A 14715-nucleotide genomic window follows, 5' to 3' on the forward strand; every position below is an offset into this window, starting at 1 on the left:
TCATCGGGCCAACGCCACGGGCCGGGTGGGCACCGGCAGTCCGTAGTGTTCGCGCAGGGTCGTGCCCCGGTACTCGGTGCGGAAGAGCCCCCGCCGGCGCAGGATCGGTATCACGTGGTCGACGAAGTCGGGCAGGCCGTCGTGGAGCGTGTCGGGCATCAGGTTGAACCCGTCCGCAGCGCCCGACTCGAACCACCGCTGGATGGTGTCGGCCACGTGTTCGGGCGTGCCGACGGCGACCAGGTGTCCGGGGCCGAAGGCGCGCAGCAGCTCGCGGACGGTGGTGCCCTGGCGGGCCAGCCGCAGCAGCGTGTCCTCGTCGCGCCCGCCGGCCGGCCCGTGTGCGGCGGCCAGCAGTTCGGACGGCACCGGCTGGTCCAGCCGCAGCGCGTCGGCGTCGACCCGCAGCTTGGTGGCCAGGCCCTTGATGACGCCGCTCTGGTCGGCCAGGTCGCGCAGCCGCTCACGCCGTTCGACGGCTTCGCGTTCGGTGCTGGCGACCGATGTGCGCAGCCCGGGCAGGATGATGATCGAGTCGGGTGAGCGCCCGTGCCCGGCCGCGGACCGGCGGATGGCCGCGGCGTTGGCCCGGGCGTCCTGCTCGTCGACGGCGGCGGAGAAGACGGCGTCGGCGGTCCGCCCGGCGAGGTCGCGGCCCTCGACACCGCCGCCCGCCTGGTAGATGACCGGGTAGCCCTGCTCTGACGGCGGCAGGGTGAGCGCGCCGTGCACCGTGAAGTGCTCGCCGACATGCTCGATCGGGCGGATCAGGCCCGGGTCGGCGAACTGGCCGCTGACCTCGTCGGCGACCAGCGCCCCCGGTTGCCAGCTGGTCCACAGGGCGCGGACCACGTCGACGAACTCGTTGCCCCGGGCGTAGCGGTGCTCGCGGGTCGGCTCGGTGGCACCGAAGTTGTGCGCCGACACCGAGTTGTACGTGGTGACCGCGTTCCAGGCCGCCCGGCCGTGGCTGATCAGGTCGAGCGTCATGAAGCGGCGGGCCACGTTGTAGGGCTCGTTGTAGCTGGTGGACGCGGTGCCGATCAGCCCGATCCGCTCGGTGGCCCGGGCGACGGCGGTCAGCACCAGCGTGGGCTCCAGCCCGTTGTACGGGGGCAGGGTGCGGATGTCCTGCACGATGCCCGGCGAGTCGGCCAGGAACACCGCGTCCAGGGCGCCGCGCTCGGCCACGATGGCGGCCTCGACGTACCGATCGATGTGCAGGAACGACAGCGGGTCAGTGCCGGGCCAGCGCCAGGCGCCGGGGTGCTCGCCGAGACCGCCGAGCAGGTTGACGTTGAGGTGAAGTTCTCTGGTTGCCGGCATCAGCGACCACCCTTTCCGCAGGTTGGAGTCGTGGGACTCATGAGCGCCGGACATCGACGAACTGCAGGCGCGACGCGGCGTCGAAGCGCACGCCGTGGACCTTCGCGGACAGCCCGACGACGGTGGTCGGCTCGTAGACGGGGATCGCGTAGCCCTCTTCGACGAGCAGCTTCTGCGCCAGGGCCACCTGTTGCGCGCGGCGGCCCGGGTCGCCTTCGACGGCCTGTGCGTAGAGGGCGTCCTGCAGCGGGCCGGCGGTCAGTCGGACGACGTTGAGGCCCTGGACGGTGAAGTAGTTGCGCAGGATGTCGGGGTCCGCGGCCGACGCGTTGCCCCAGATCAGGTCGTAGTCGCCGTCCTTGAAGGTCTGGATCGCCTGGGTGATCGGGGTGGGCTTCAGCACGACGTCCACGCCGATCTTCCGCAACTGCTGCTGGATCAGCTCCAGACTGGACCCGGCGAGGCCGGAGTCAGGGGTGTAGTAGCGCACCACCAGGCTCAGCCGCTGGCCGGCGCGGACCCGCACGCCGTCCGGTCCGGGCACCCAGCCTGCGGCGGTGAGGATCGCCGTGGCCGCGGCGGCGTCGGCGGACAGGTTGCCGCTGAGGTCGACGTAGCCGGGCGTGGGGCTGGACAGCACGCTGGTGGCCGCGTGGTAGTCCGGGCTCAGAATGGTTTCGACCACCTGCCGCCGGTCGATCGCCCGTTGGATCGCGCGGGGTACCGAGCCGTCGGCGACCAAGGGGCGTGACCGGTTGGCGTTGATGCCGTACACCAGGCCGGGGTTGGGTCGCGACGAGAGCACCAGCCCGGCTCGTTTGACCCGGTCGGTGTCCTGCGGGCCGACCCCGAGCACGGCGTCCGCCTGCCCGGACTCCAGCAGCCCGACCCGGACGCTCGCTTCCGGCACGATCTTGAAGACGAGGCGGTCGAGGTATGCGGCGCCGCGGTTCGCCATCCGCGCCGGGCTCCAGGCGTAGCCGGTCCGGCGGCGCTGGACGACCTGCTGGTTGCGGGTGTACTGGTCGAGGACGAACGGTCCCGAGCCGACGATGCCTTTGGCGCAGCGGTCGGCGGCCGGCTGGGCCAGGCTGGACTCGGCGACCAGGCCGAGGCTCGTGGTGGAGGTGGCCTCGAGGAACTGCGCGTTGGGTTTGGTGAACTCGACCCGGACCGTGTGCGGGTCGACCACGACGGTCTCGCGGTAACCGCTCAGGTAGGTGGATGCCTGGACGGCGCGGGCGCCCAGCTTGATGAGGCCGTCGAGGTTGTCCTTGACCGCCTGGGCGTCGACCGGTGTTCCGTCGCTGAAGGTGGCGTCCTCGCGCAGGTGGAACGTGAAGCTGGTGACCTGCGGGTCGACTTCCCAGGAGGTGGCGAGCCAGCCGCTGAGCTTGCCGGTGTCCGGGTCGTGGTCGGTCAGGGAGTCGACGAACTGCCGCGTCACGGTGATCGCGTCACTGCTGCCGGCCTGTTGCGGGTCGAGGCACTGCGGGTCGGAGGTCACCGCGACGGTCAAGGTTCCGCCCGCCGGGGGCGTGCCGGCCACGTCGCCGGAGCCGCAGCCGGTGATGAGGAACACCACGGCGGCCGTCACCGGCACCGCCCGGAGTTTCGCGCCGGAACGCATCGAAGAATTTCCCCGTTTCTCTTCGCCTGACCTCAAAATGTCTGCAACATCCATCGGTTAGGTAGGTTTTTGGTCCGAGAAACCCCATGGTGCGCAAGCATTGAGATCATTCGGGGTGAGTCCCCGGTTCACGTACAATAAGGGGAGTGCCCCCGTTTAGCAACCCACCGGGGCGACGCAGCGAGGGAGCGACGATGACCCTGATCCGAGTCGGCCTGGTCGGTGCGAGCCTGTCGCGCGGCTGGGCGGTCCGGGCGCACCTGCCGGCCCTGACCGCGCTCCCCGAGTTCGCGGTGACCGCCGTGGCGGCGTCCACACTGGACAGTGCCCGCCGGACCGCCGCCGCCTACGGCGTGCCGCTCGCCTTCGGCGACGCCGACGAGCTCGCCCGGCACCCCGACGTCGATCTCGTCACGGTCGCGGTGCGGGTGCCCGCCCACCGTGCGGTGGTCCGGTCGGCGCTGGCTGCGGGCAAGCACGTGTACTGCGAGTGGCCACTGGCCATCGGTCCGGCCGAAGCACGGGAGTTGGCCGACCTGGCGGGCGGCGCCGGGGTGGTCCACGCCGTCGGCCTCCAGGGCCTGCACTCCCCCGCCGCACGCTTCGTGCGGGACCTGATCGCCGCCGGCCGCATCGGCGAAATCTGGTCGGTCGCCGTCATCTTCGCCGCACCGGGGGCGTTGGGTGGCGACCGCATCCCGCGGGCACAGGCCTGGGCGGCCGACCCCGCCGCCGGGGTCGACCTGCTGAGCGTCTCCGGCGCGCACATCCTCGCCACGCTGGCCGACCTGGTCGGCGAGCCGCGCGAGATCACCGCGATCGTCGCCAACACCACCGCCCGGGCCACCATCGCCGAGAACGGTGAACCCGTGCGGGTGGGCCGGGTCAACCAGGTTGTCATCGGCGGCGTCCTGGCGGGTGGCGGGGTGCTGTCGGTGGCCGTCCAGGGCGGCACACCCGGCGGCGCGGCCGGCTTCCTGCTGCGGATCCTCGGCCGTGCCGGGTCGCTCACCATCACGCCGGCCCAGCCGGGCGGGTCGGTGCAGATCGCGGACTGGAGCGTGCTGCTGGCCGACGGAGACGGGGTGCCCGAGCCGCTACCGGTGCCGGAGGACTACCGGACGGTCCCCGCCGGCATCCCGGCCGGCCCGCCCGCCAACGTCGCGGCGCTCTACCGGGAGATCGCCCGGGCGGTTGAGGAACAGCGCCCGGCCCACCCCGACTTCGGCACCGCGGTGCGATACCACCGGCTGGTCGAGCAGATCCGCCGGGCCGCCGACAGCGGGGCACGGGTGGCGCTATGACGCGGCGTCGCCCCCTGCACGGTCCAGTTCCCGGGGACGGTTGAAGGTGATGGTCTCCGTGGTGATCCGGCGCTCCACCACTTCGACCGGCCCGAGCCCGCCGAGGTTACGCACGATCTCCGCGACCAGCGTCGGCGACGCCGACGCGCCCGCGGTCAATCCGACCGTCGCCGCGCCGGCCAGCTCGGCCAGCCGGACGCCGGTGACGTCCTCGACGAGCCGGGCCGGTGTTCCGGCCCGCTCGACGAGCTCCACCAGACGCACCGAGTTGGACGAGTTCCGCGATCCGACCACGTACACCAGATCGGACTGCCCGGCGACGGCCAGCACCGCCCGCTGCCGGTTGGTGGTGGCGTAGCAGACGTCGTCGCTGCCCGGTCCGGTGATGTGCGGGTACCGCTCGCGCAGCGCGGCGACCACCGTGGCCACCTCGTCCATCGCGAGCGTGGTCTGGGTGACGTAGGCGACCGGGCCGTCGATGTCGGGCAGCGCCGCGACGTCCGCCTCCGTCTGCACGAGGCGGGTGCGCTCCGGCGCCTCGCCGAGGGTACCGATCGCCTCCTCGTGCCCGGCGTGTCCGATGAGCAAGATCTGGTGGTCCCGCCGGGCGAAACGACGCACCTCGCTGTGCACCTTCGTGACCAGCGGGCACGTCGCGTCGATCACCCGCAGGTCGCGTTCGCGCGCCTGCCGGTGCACGTCCGGCGCGACACCGTGGGCGGAGAACACCACCGTCGCGCCGCGGGGAACCTCGTCCAGTTCATCGACGAAGACCGCACCCCGATCGGCGAGGTCCCGCACCACGTGGAGGTTGTGCACGATCTGCTTGCGGACGTAGACCGGGTGCGGGTAGCGGACCAGGGCCTGCTCGACGATGTCGATGGCCCGCTCGACACCGGCGCAGAAGGACTGGGGCTGCGGCAGCAGCACCGTGCGTGCCCCGGCCGCCGCGTGCCAGGCGGCCAGCACCGCATCGACCGTGCCCGAGCCGTCCGGGCCGCCCACCGTGTATACGGCCACGACCGGCGGCCGCGGCTCGGGCAACCCGAAGGAGCTCCACGGGCCGGTGCGCACCCGCAGGCCCCGGTGGCGCAGTTCGGCCGCCAGCAGCGCGTTCGGGGCGGCGGCCCCGTCGGGGACGAGCACGTCGCCGACGGCGAGGCCCTCCCGTTCCGGTACCGCGCCGGTGATGACTTGAGTCGGCATGGGTCTCCTCCCGCCCGGTTGGACCCGGTGATCGTAGGAGGCAGGGGCGGCGACGCCAGAGGCTCGCGTTCCACCCCACGGCACGCCCGGCTGGTGGCGGCCGCGTCCGACGCCGTAGACCACAAGGTGGGCGGCGCGCCCGCCGCCGAGCATTCGGGCGAAGGAGCACGATGGCAGTACTGGACTCCATACGGGAGCCGCACGATCTGCGGGTGTTGGGTCGCGAAGCCCTGCGGGAGCTGGCCGCTGAGATCCGGCAGCTGCTCATCGACCGGGTGAGCCGCACCGGCGGGCACCTCGGGCCGAACCTGGGCGTGGTTGAACTGACGCTCGCCATCCACCGGGTCTTCGACTCGCCGCAGGACCGGATCCTGTTCGACACCGGCCACCAGGCCTACGTCCACAAGGTACTCACCGGCCGGGCCGCGCAGCTGGACGGGCTGCGCCGCAAAGACGGGCTGTCCGGATACCCGTCCCGGGCCGAGTCACCGCACGACATCATCGAGAACTCCCACGCCTCGACCGCGTTGAGCTACGCCGACGGGCTGGCCAAGGCGTACCGGCTGCGCGGCGAGACCGACCGCCACGTCGTCGCGGTGGTCGGCGACGGCGCGCTGACCGGCGGCATGGCCTGGGAGGCGCTGAACAACATCGCCGCGGCCCGGCCGCCCAACGTCGTCGTGGTGCTCAACGACAACGGCCGCTCGTACGCACCCACCGTCGGTGGCCTGGCCGAGCACCTGGCCGCGCTGCGCGCCGGGCCCCGGCCGGCCGACGATGCCGCACCGCGGGCCCTGTTCGAGCATCTGGGCCTGCGCTACCTCGGGCCGGTCGACGGGCATGACCTGGACGCCGTCCAGCATGCCCTGCACCGGGCCCGCGACCTGCCGGAGCCGGTCGTCGTGCACTGCGTGACCCGCAAGGGCGCCGGCTACCCGGCGGCGGAGCAGGACGAGGCGGACCGCTTCCACAGCGTCGGGGTCATCGACCCGGCCACCGGGCGGCCCCGGTCCGGGACCGGCGGCCGGAGCTGGACCTCCGTGTTCGCCGACGAGATGGTCAAGGTGGGTGCCGAGCGCGCCGACGTGGTCGCCGTCACCGCCGCGATGCTGCAGCCGGTCGGCCTGGACGCGTTCGCGGCCGCACACCCCGGCCGGGTCTTCGACGTGGGCATCGCCGAGCAGCACGCGGTCACCTCGGCGGTGGGGCTGAGCCTGGGCGGTCTGCACCCGGTCGTCGCCATCTACGCCACCTTCCTCAACCGCGCCTTCGATCAGGTGCTCATGGACGCGGCACTGCACCGGACGCCGATGACCCTGGTGCTCGACCGGGCCGGCATCACCGGCAACGACGGCCCGAGCCACCACGGCATGTGGGACCTGTCGCTGCTGCAGCTCATGCCCGGCCTCCGGGTCGCGGCTCCCCGGGACGCGGCGACCCTGCGGGCCGAGCTGCGCGAGGCCCTCAAGGTCACCGACGCGCCCACCGCGCTGCGGTTCCCGAAGGGCACGGTACCGCCGGACATCCCCGCCGTGGGCCGCTGCGGCACCGCTGACGTCCTGGCCCACGCCACCGATCCGGAGGTGCTGATGCTGGGCGTGGGCGCGATGGCGCCGGTCGCGTTGCGGGCGGCCGGGATCCTCGCCGAGCTGGGTATCGACGCGACGGTGCTGGACCCGCGCTGGGTGACGCCGCTGGACCCGGCCGTCGTGGCCCTCGCGGACGAGTACCGCCTGGTGGTCACCGTGGAGGACAACAGCCGCTGCGGCGGTGTGGGCTCGGTGGTGGCTCAGGAGCTGCGCGACGCCGGCGTGCACACCCCGCTGCGCAACTTCGGTATCCCCCGGCGCTTCCTGGCCCACGCCTCGCGCGCCGAGGTGCTCGACGGCATCGGCCTGAACGCCGACGAACTGGCGGCGGCGGTCGCGGACACCTTCACCCGCACCGCGCCCCTCGCATGGCAGGGAGTGTGACGACATGACGGTGACTGCGCTCGGGCTACCGCGGCCACCGGTGGCCCCGCTGGCCGCACCACGGCGATCCCGGCAGCTGATGGTCGGCCCTGTCCCGGTCGGCGGCGGCGCCCCGGTTTCCGTGCAATCGATGACCACCACACCGACCGCGGACGTGAACGCCACCCTGCAACAGATCGCCGGGCTGACCGCGGCCGGCTGCCAGATCGTCCGGGTGGCCGTGCCGTCGCAGGACGACGCCGACGCGCTGCCGGCGATCGCCCGCAAGTCGCGGATCCCGGTGATCGCTGACATCCACTTCCAGCCCAGGTACGTCTTCGCCGCGATCGACGCCGGCTGCGCCGCCGTGCGGGTCAACCCGGGCAACATCAAGCAGTTCGACGACAAGGTGGGTCAGATCGCGCGAGCGGCGTCGCAGGCCGGTGTACCCATCCGGATCGGCGTCAACGCGGGTTCGCTGGACCCCCGGCTGCTGCGCAAGTACGGCCGGGTCACGCCGGAGGCGCTGGTCGAGTCGGCGCTGTGGGAGTGCTCGCTGTTCGAGGAGCACGACTTCCGCGACATCAAGATCTCGGTCAAGCACAACGACCCGGTCGTCATGGTCCGGGCGTACCGGCAGTTGGCCGAGCAGTGCGACTACCCGCTGCACCTGGGCGTGACCGAGGCCGGGCCGGCGTTCCAGGGCACGATCAAGTCGGCGGTGGCCTTCGGAGTGCTGCTGGCGGAGGGCATCGGTGACACCATCCGAGTGTCGTTGTCCGCACCGCCGGTCGAGGAGGTCAAGGTCGGCACCCAGATCCTCGAGTCCCTGGGGTTGCGCCGGCGGGGCTTGGAGATCGTCTCCTGCCCGTCCTGCGGTCGGGCGCAGGTCGACGTGTACACGCTGGCCGAGCAGGTCACCGCGGCGCTGGACGGGTTCCCGGTGCCGCTGCGGGTGGCCGTGATGGGCTGCGTGGTCAACGGGCCCGGGGAGGCGCGGGAGGCCGACCTGGGCGTCGCATCCGGCAACGGCAAGGGTCAGATCTTCGTCAAGGGGCGCGTCGTGGCCACCGTGCCGGAGTCGCGGATCGTGGAGACCCTCGTCGCGCACGCGGTCCAGATCGCCGAGGAGCTGGGTGTCGATCCCGAGGCTGGCGCCGGCACCGGCCCGGTGGTCAGCGTCGGGTGACGTCCGCGCGCAGGGTGCGGGAGGCGCCGGCCGCAGCCTGCCGCACCTGCCGGGACACCAGCGCGATGTCCACCCGGCCCGCCGGACCGGCCACCATGATCGCGGCGGCGATTCGTCGGCCGGGCGCCCAGACCGGGGCGGCGACACAGTCGATGCCGGCGCGGAAGGTACCGGTGTCCACAGCGATACCGCCCGCGCGGAGCCGGTCGAGGTCCGTGTCCAGATCGCCGGGCGCGTCCGCGCCGGCCGGCACGTCGGCGTCGAAGGCGAGCAGGACGCGGCCCATGGCGGTGCGGTGCGCGGGGGTGATCCGCCCCAGCCGCACCGGCAGCGGCACGGCCTGGTGGCCGTGCAGGTCCTCCAGGCACAGCACCCCCGCGTCGTACGGTACCCCCAGGTACACGGCATGCCCGGTGAGGGTGAACAGGTCGAGCAAGTGTGGCAGGAGCCGGTCGCGCAGTACGGAGGCCCGCGGCCGGCCCGACTGCCCGGCCAGCTCGATGATCCGGTGCCCGAGCCGGTAGCCGTTGTCACACCGGTCGGCGAGCCGCAGGCCGGTCAGCAGGGTCAGGATGCGATATGCGGTGGACTTCGGCAGCCCGGTGCGCCGCGCCACCTCCGACACCCCGATCGAGCCGCCGTCGGCCGGCAGGTTGCCCAGCACGAGGTACGAACGCTCGACCGTCCGGCCGAAGCCGGTCAGGCCCGGCGGCTCCGGCGCCACCGGTGGTGTCCGGCCCGCCGCTACGGTGATGCTCATCCGACCGCCCCCGCACACGAGACTCGGCACTTACTTCGGGACGCGGCGGGCCCGCACGATCAGCGGCAGGTCCCGTGGCTGCAGCATCGGTGAACGAGCCGGCCGGATCGGGTGCCCGGGCACGGCGTGCACGCTCCAGCGCCGCGCGACGGTGGCGACGAAGACGACCATCTCGGCCCAGGCGAACGGCTCCCCGATGCAGCTGCGGTTGCCCGCGCCGAACGGCAGGAACGCGGTGCGCAGCAGGGCCGGCGTGGTCGGCTCACGCCAGCGGTCCGGGTCGAACGCGTCCGGCTCCGGATACACGACCGGGTCGCGCTGGATCGCGTGCACCGAGAACAGCACGTTACTGTCGGGCGGTATCACGTGACCCCCGAGCTCGAGCTCGGTGACCGTGCGGCGGGTCAGGAGCCACGCCGGAGGGTACAGCCGCAGCGTCTCGGTGATGACCTGCCGCACGTAGCGCAGCTCGCGCAGCGTCTCGTACCCCAACGGGCGGTCCTGCAGCACCGCGTCGACCTCGGCGGCGATCCTGCGCTGCACCTCCGGGTGCCGGCTGAGCAGGTGGAAAGCCCAGCTCAGCACGTCGCGGGCGGTTTCCACACCGCCCAGGAACAGCGCCATCGCCTCGTCGTGCACCTGCTGGTCGGTCAGGCCCGGCCCGCCGTCCTCGGCCCGCGCCTCCAGCAGGATCGCCATCAGGTCCCCGTGGTCGACCCCGCGCTGGCGATACTCCTCGATGACGTCGCCGAGGGAGTCGGCCAGCCGCTGCCGGGCCGTGTCGAAACGCCGGTTGCCGGGCGTCGGCAGCTTCTCCAGCCACCGCACGGGAAGGGCGATCCGCCGCGTGACGCCCTTGAGCAGGATCGGCAGTGACTCCTCCACATCGACGGCGACCGTGTCGCCCAGGTTGGAGGAGAACAGCGCCCGGCACACCACCGCCACCGCGAATGCATGGATCTCCTGGTCCATCTCGATCCGCTGGCCGTCGCGCCAGCCTTCGGCGCGGGTCGCCGCCGCCTCGCGCATCTGCTCCACGTATCGGGCGATCTGCGTCTGGTGGAACGCCGGCTGCATCAGGCGCCGGTGGGCCATGTGCGTCGGCTCGGTCGAGTTGAGCAGCCCGTCGCCCAGGAACGGGGCGGACTTCTCGTAGGCCAGGCCCTTGTCCAACCGGCGTACGTCCTTGGTGAGGATCTGGTGCACCAGCGCCCGGTCGTTGATCACGTACGCCGGAGTGGGGCCCAGGCGGATGACGACGACGTCGTCCCCGCTGCCGTGCAGTGACCGGAAGAAGGCCCGCGGGTCGGCCAGCAGCCGGTGCATGTGCCCGAGCAGCGGCAGGCGCCCCGGTGCGCGGGTGGGCGAGGGCTGGAGCGTGGCGGTCATCGAAGCTTCCCCATTCCGTGGACGGTGGGCGGTCGGTCAGTGGGCGCGGTCGACGATGAACGCCACCGTCCGGCGCAGTTCCGCCGCGGCGGTCAGGTTCACCGCGGCGGCGTCGATGCTCTGCTGCGCGCCGGTGAGGTACCGCCGGGCGTGCTCGGTGGCGAAGGTCCGGCCGCCGGCCGCGTCGATCAGGGCCGCCGCCCGGCGCAGCGCCCGCTCGTCGGTGTGCGGTGTGCCCAGCAGCGCGGCCAGCTCGGTGGCCGCGGGGCTGCTGCCGGCGAGCGCGGCGACGACCGGCAGCGTCTTCTTGCGCGCCCGGAGGTCGTTGAAGACGGGCTTGCCGGTGGTCGCCGGGTCGCCCCAGATGCCCAGCAGGTCGTCCACCGCCTGGAACGCCACACCCAGTTGCCGGCCGAACTGAGTCATGGCCGAGACCACCTCAGCCGGCGCGCCGCCGAGCAGGGCGCCGAGTCCGGTGGCACAGCCGAGCAGGGCGCCGGTCTTCAGCAGCGCCAGGCGCTGGTACTCGGCCAGGGTGACCGCCTCCGGCCCGGTCCATGGACGAAGCTCGAAGGCCAGGTCCTCGGCCTGCCCGTTGGCCAGGTCGACCAGCATGCCGGACAGCAGGTCGGAAGCGGCCGGTGCGACGGCGTCGGGTGTCCGGGTCAGCACCTCGGTGGCCAGCGCCAGGAGCGCGTCACCGACGAGCAGGGCCGGTCCGATGCCGAACGCCTTCCAGACGGTGGCGCGGTGTCGCCGCCGCTCGTCGCCGTCCATGATGTCGTCGTGCACCAGGGAGAAGGCGTGGACCAGCTCGACCGCCACCGCGCCCGGCACGGCCGCCTCGGCCGCACCGCCGACCGCCTCGGCCGACAGCAGGGCCAGGGCCGGGCGAATGCTCTTGCCGCCGCCGGCGCCACCGTCCGGCCGCGGCGATGCGTCCCCGTCCGCCCAGCCGAAGGTGTACGCCGCCAGCCGGGCCAGGTCGGGGTGCAGCCGGTCGACGGCGTTACGCAAGGCCGGCGTCACCAGATCGCGGCAGCGTGCCAAGGTGTCCGAGCCGTGGGGCGCCGTCGCCGTCAGCACGGGGTTGGGCTGGTTCATCGTTGTCCCCCTCTTCACAGGTGCCGGTACCGCTCTCACGGGACATTGGTCAGTGCACGTCGGACAGCACGGCGGGCGTGGGCACCGCGCTGCGGTCGCGCCGGCGCGGCAGCATGAGCAGGCGCCCGGTGCCCAGTGACGCCTTCGGGACGGCGGTCTGCGGCCTGGCACCGGGCTGGGGACGCAGCCGCCACCGGGTGGCGATGGTCGCCAGCGTCAACGTGGTCTCGGCCTGGCCGAACGCGTCGCCGATGCACTTGCGGTTGCCCGCGCTGAAGGGCACCATCGCGCCGCGCGGCAGGCTCTTGGCCAGCTCGGGCCGCCACCGGTCCGGATCGAAGACCTCCGGGTCGGCGAACAGCGCCGGGTTGTGCCCCTGCGCGTACGGGCTGTACATGACGATCGATCCTGGCGTGAGCCGCCGCCCGGCGAGCTCCGCCTCCCGGGTGGTGGTGCGGGTGAGCATCCAGGCCGGCGGATACATCCGCAGCGTCTCCTGCAGAACCTGCCAGGTGAAGCTCAGGTTGGGCAGGTCGTCGAAGGTGGGCGCCCGGTCGCCGAGCACGTCGTCGAGCTCGGCGTGCAGGCGGCGCTCGATGTCCGGGTGCTGGCCGAGGATGTAGAAGACCCACGCCATCGTGTTGCCGGTGGTCTCCGTTCCGCCGATCAGCAGCGTCATGACCTGGTCGTAGATCTCCTCGTCGGTCAGTTTCTCGCCGGTCTCGTCGTCGCGGGCGTTGACCAGGATGGACAGCAGGTCGCCGCGGTCCACGGCGGACCGCCGGGTGTCCTCGATGGTTTCCCGGATCACGTCGTGCATGCGGGCCCGCACCGTGTCGAAGCGGCGGTTGCCCGGCGTGGGCAGCTTCTCCTGCCAGCCGATCGGGGCGACCATCCGCTGGTACACCCCGCGCATGATGATGGGCATGCAGTAGGCCACCTCGGGGACGGCCCGGTCGCCGACGGTCGTGCCGAACATCGTGCGGGCGGTGATCCGCAGGGTCAGAGCGTGCATGGCGTCGCTGACGTCGAAGGCCTCGCCCTCGTGCCAGGCGCTTGTCACCGCGTCGATCTCCTCCGCCATCAACGAGACGTAACCGCGCATGCGCGCCTGGTGGAACGCGGGCTGCAGCATCCGCCGCTGGTGGCGGTGGTCCTCCCACTCCGAACTCACCAGGCCGTTGCCGACGAGCAGGCGCGCCTTCTCGAACAGCGGGCCGCCCTTGTCGAAGGTCCGCGAGTCGAGCAGGACCTGCATGACGACATCGGGATGGCAGGCCAGGTAGGCCGGCTTCGAGCCGAGCCGGATCTCGACCAGGTCGCCGTGGGCCGGCAGCGACCGGAGAAACTGCAGCGGCCGGCGCCAGAGTTGCAGGGCGTGCCCGAGCACCGGGAGGGCGCCGGGCGCCACGGCGAAGGTCCGCTGTGGTCGTGCGACCGGCGTCCGCCCGTTGGTGTCGGCCGCCCGGGTCGGGCGCGCGACGCCAGGATGTGCGGTGGCCGAGTCGCCGTGCGGCACCGGGCAGCGCACCACATCGTCCACAGTGGATCCGGTGCCGTTGCGGGGGGTCTCCCGGAACCGGGCCACCGGGGCGTCCAGATCGAGCCAGCCGTGCGTGCTGCCGTCCCAGACCGAGCCGTCGCCGTAGTAACGTGGGGTGAGGTACTCGAACTCCTGGCTGCCGCCGATGAGGTGATCCAGGCCGCGGAGATACGCGCGGACGTCCTCCCGCTCGCCCAACGGTCCGGCCAGCACCGCGTCCCGGGCGGCGAGGTAGGCCCGCTCGTGATGTTCGACGAGACCGCAGAGCCGGTTCACGGCCGACTGCAGGTCATGACCCTCACGCTCGATCAGCACCCGGACTACGGTCATCTTGTCGTCCTGGGCGTGTTCCTTGCGCCAGGACAGCAGGTCGTTGACGATGATCATCTGCCGCATGCAATGGGTGTGCACGTCCGTGAGCTCCGGGATGAACTCCGTCATGTCGACGGCCGCGCCGTACTCGGTCATCAGCTCGATGAAGTCGCAACCGAAGCTGTCCAGCCGCACGGCCATGCACGTCTCGTAGTCGGGCACGTCGTCGGTCAGCTTGGCCCGGATCTCGGTGGCGCAGCCGCGCAGGAACGCCTCCAGACTTTCGCCGAAGCGCCGCACCTGGGCCGGGCTCAGGCCCGGGCTGATGCGCCGCCACAGGTCCCGACCGGCCGCCCCGTACGGCAACCGCGCCGCCCTGGCGTCACCGACCGGTTCTCCGTCGCCGCCGGACGGCTGTGCGGTGCCGAGGAACTCGGCCATGATGGCGGCGAAGACCTCGCGGGCTCCGGTGTCGCTGGCGCCGAGCGCCGAACGGTCGGACACGAAGCTGTCGATGACCGTGACGTACTGGTACCAGTCGGCGATGTCCAGAGCGCGCTGATACTGTGCCTCCGGCACGGTCAGCGGCCCGTAGATGCCGTTGCGCTGGCGCAGGAAGAAGACCAGGTCGGCTTCGCCGGCGAAGCAGTCGCCGAGCCAGCGGCGGACCCACCCGTTGGACGCGAACTCGATGCGCGCGGCGTCGGGGTGGTATGCGACGGGCAGCAACCTCGGCAGCTCGGGCAGGTAGAACTCCCGTGCCTGGCCGGTCTCGACGCCGGCACCGGCCGACGGACTGTGATGGCCTCGTTCCATGGCCCCTCCTGAGGAAGACGAGCCTGATGGACCAACCGGGCGCGGGCTGGCGCCGCCTTCTGCTGAGCCGGTCCATCACGCGGGATTCCACACCTGCGGGTGACACGCGCATGGCGACGGCCAACGACGCTGTTGGGATCATCCGGCACGGCCGGCCCGTAGGACTCATGACATGAAGGTCATC

General features: G+C 72.4%; 10 protein-coding genes. 3 read left to right on the forward strand and 7 right to left on the reverse strand.

Annotated features, from left to right (window positions below; genetic code table 11):
• Together Dfulv_RS33515 and Dfulv_RS33520 are read right to left on the reverse strand one after the other, a co-directional pair.
• Nucleotides 1–1326, reverse strand: coding sequence for an NtaA/DmoA family FMN-dependent monooxygenase (locus Dfulv_RS33515; protein ID WP_259857817.1), 1326 nt, complete (start codon nt 1324–1326; stop codon nt 1–3).
• Between the two features lie 37 nt (nt 1327–1363).
• Entirely contained in the window at nt 1364–2956 is a 1593-nt protein-coding gene (locus tag Dfulv_RS33520; RefSeq protein ID WP_259857818.1) for an ABC transporter substrate-binding protein, read from the reverse strand.
• Between the two features lie 194 nt (nt 2957–3150).
• On the opposite strand from Dfulv_RS33520, the gene Dfulv_RS33525 reads away from it, so the two are divergent.
• Nucleotides 3151–4260 carry a Gfo/Idh/MocA family protein gene (locus Dfulv_RS33525; protein ID WP_259857819.1) on the forward strand — a complete coding sequence of 370 codons (1110 nt, stop codon included), beginning with the start codon at nt 3151–3153 and terminating at the stop codon, nt 4258–4260.
• Here Dfulv_RS33525 and ispH read toward each other — a convergent pair.
• Complete coding sequence (ispH, locus tag Dfulv_RS33530; RefSeq protein WP_406568037.1) at nt 4255–5226, reverse strand: 4-hydroxy-3-methylbut-2-enyl diphosphate reductase; 972 nt, start codon at nt 5224–5226, stop codon at nt 4255–4257. The genes Dfulv_RS33525 and ispH overlap by 6 nt on opposite strands.
• A 410-nt stretch (nt 5227–5636) precedes the next feature.
• Between ispH and Dfulv_RS33535 the strand changes: the two genes are divergently transcribed.
• Together Dfulv_RS33535 and ispG are read left to right on the forward strand one after the other, a co-directional pair.
• The gene (locus Dfulv_RS33535) at nt 5637–7439 is read left to right on the forward strand and encodes a 1-deoxy-D-xylulose-5-phosphate synthase (protein ID WP_259857821.1); all 1803 of its coding nucleotides are present in this window, start codon (nt 5637–5639) and stop codon (nt 7437–7439) included.
• A 4-nt stretch (nt 7440–7443) separates the two neighbouring features.
• On the forward strand, nt 7444–8607 hold the full coding sequence (gene ispG, locus Dfulv_RS33540) for a flavodoxin-dependent (E)-4-hydroxy-3-methylbut-2-enyl-diphosphate synthase (RefSeq protein ID WP_259857822.1): 1164 nt from the start codon (nt 7444–7446) through the stop codon (nt 8605–8607).
• On the opposite strand, the gene Dfulv_RS33545 is transcribed toward ispG, so the two are convergent.
• The 4 genes from Dfulv_RS33545 to Dfulv_RS33560 are packed head-to-tail and all read right to left on the reverse strand — an operon-like array spanning nt 8594 to nt 14531.
• Nucleotides 8594–9367: an IclR family transcriptional regulator gene (locus tag Dfulv_RS33545; protein WP_259857823.1), complete on the reverse strand. Its 774-nt coding sequence runs from the start codon at nt 9365–9367 to the stop codon at nt 8594–8596. The genes ispG and Dfulv_RS33545 overlap by 14 nt on opposite strands.
• 30 nt (nt 9368–9397) lie before the next feature.
• Nucleotides 9398–10756, reverse strand: a complete 1359-nt coding sequence (locus tag Dfulv_RS33550; RefSeq protein ID WP_259857824.1) for a cytochrome P450 — start codon at nt 10754–10756, stop codon at nt 9398–9400.
• 36 nt (nt 10757–10792) lie between these two features.
• Nucleotides 10793–11860, reverse strand: coding sequence for a polyprenyl synthetase family protein (locus tag Dfulv_RS33555; RefSeq protein ID WP_259857825.1), 1068 nt, complete (start codon nt 11858–11860; stop codon nt 10793–10795).
• Between the two features lie 49 nt (nt 11861–11909).
• Entirely contained in the window at nt 11910–14531 is a 2622-nt protein-coding gene (locus Dfulv_RS33560; protein WP_259857826.1) for a cytochrome P450, read from the reverse strand.
• Nucleotides 14532–14715: the final 184 nt, after the last annotated feature.

This window comes from Dactylosporangium fulvum (genome assembly GCF_025137375.1).
GTDB lineage: Bacteria > Actinomycetota > Actinomycetes > Mycobacteriales > Micromonosporaceae > Dactylosporangium > Dactylosporangium fulvum.

Coding starts and splice junctions, on each gene's coding strand:
- Dfulv_RS33515 (WP_259857817.1), bottom strand. CDS start 1,326: ATGCCGGCAACCAGAGAACTTCACCTCAACGTCAACCTGCTCGGCGGT.
- Dfulv_RS33520 (WP_259857818.1), bottom strand. CDS start 2,956: ATGCGTTCCGGCGCGAAACTCCGGGCGGTGCCGGTGACGGCCGCCGTG.
- Dfulv_RS33525 (WP_259857819.1), top strand. CDS start 3,151: ATGACCCTGATCCGAGTCGGCCTGGTCGGTGCGAGCCTGTCGCGCGGC.
- Dfulv_RS33535 (WP_259857821.1), top strand. CDS start 5,637: ATGGCAGTACTGGACTCCATACGGGAGCCGCACGATCTGCGGGTGTTG.
- ispG (WP_259857822.1), top strand. CDS start 7,444: ATGACGGTGACTGCGCTCGGGCTACCGCGGCCACCGGTGGCCCCGCTG.
- Dfulv_RS33545 (WP_259857823.1), bottom strand. CDS start 9,367: ATGAGCATCACCGTAGCGGCGGGCCGGACACCACCGGTGGCGCCGGAG.
- Dfulv_RS33550 (WP_259857824.1), bottom strand. CDS start 10,756: ATGACCGCCACGCTCCAGCCCTCGCCCACCCGCGCACCGGGGCGCCTG.
- Dfulv_RS33555 (WP_259857825.1), bottom strand. CDS start 11,860: ATGAACCAGCCCAACCCCGTGCTGACGGCGACGGCGCCCCACGGCTCG.
- Dfulv_RS33560 (WP_259857826.1), bottom strand. CDS start 14,531: ATGGAACGAGGCCATCACAGTCCGTCGGCCGGTGCCGGCGTCGAGACC.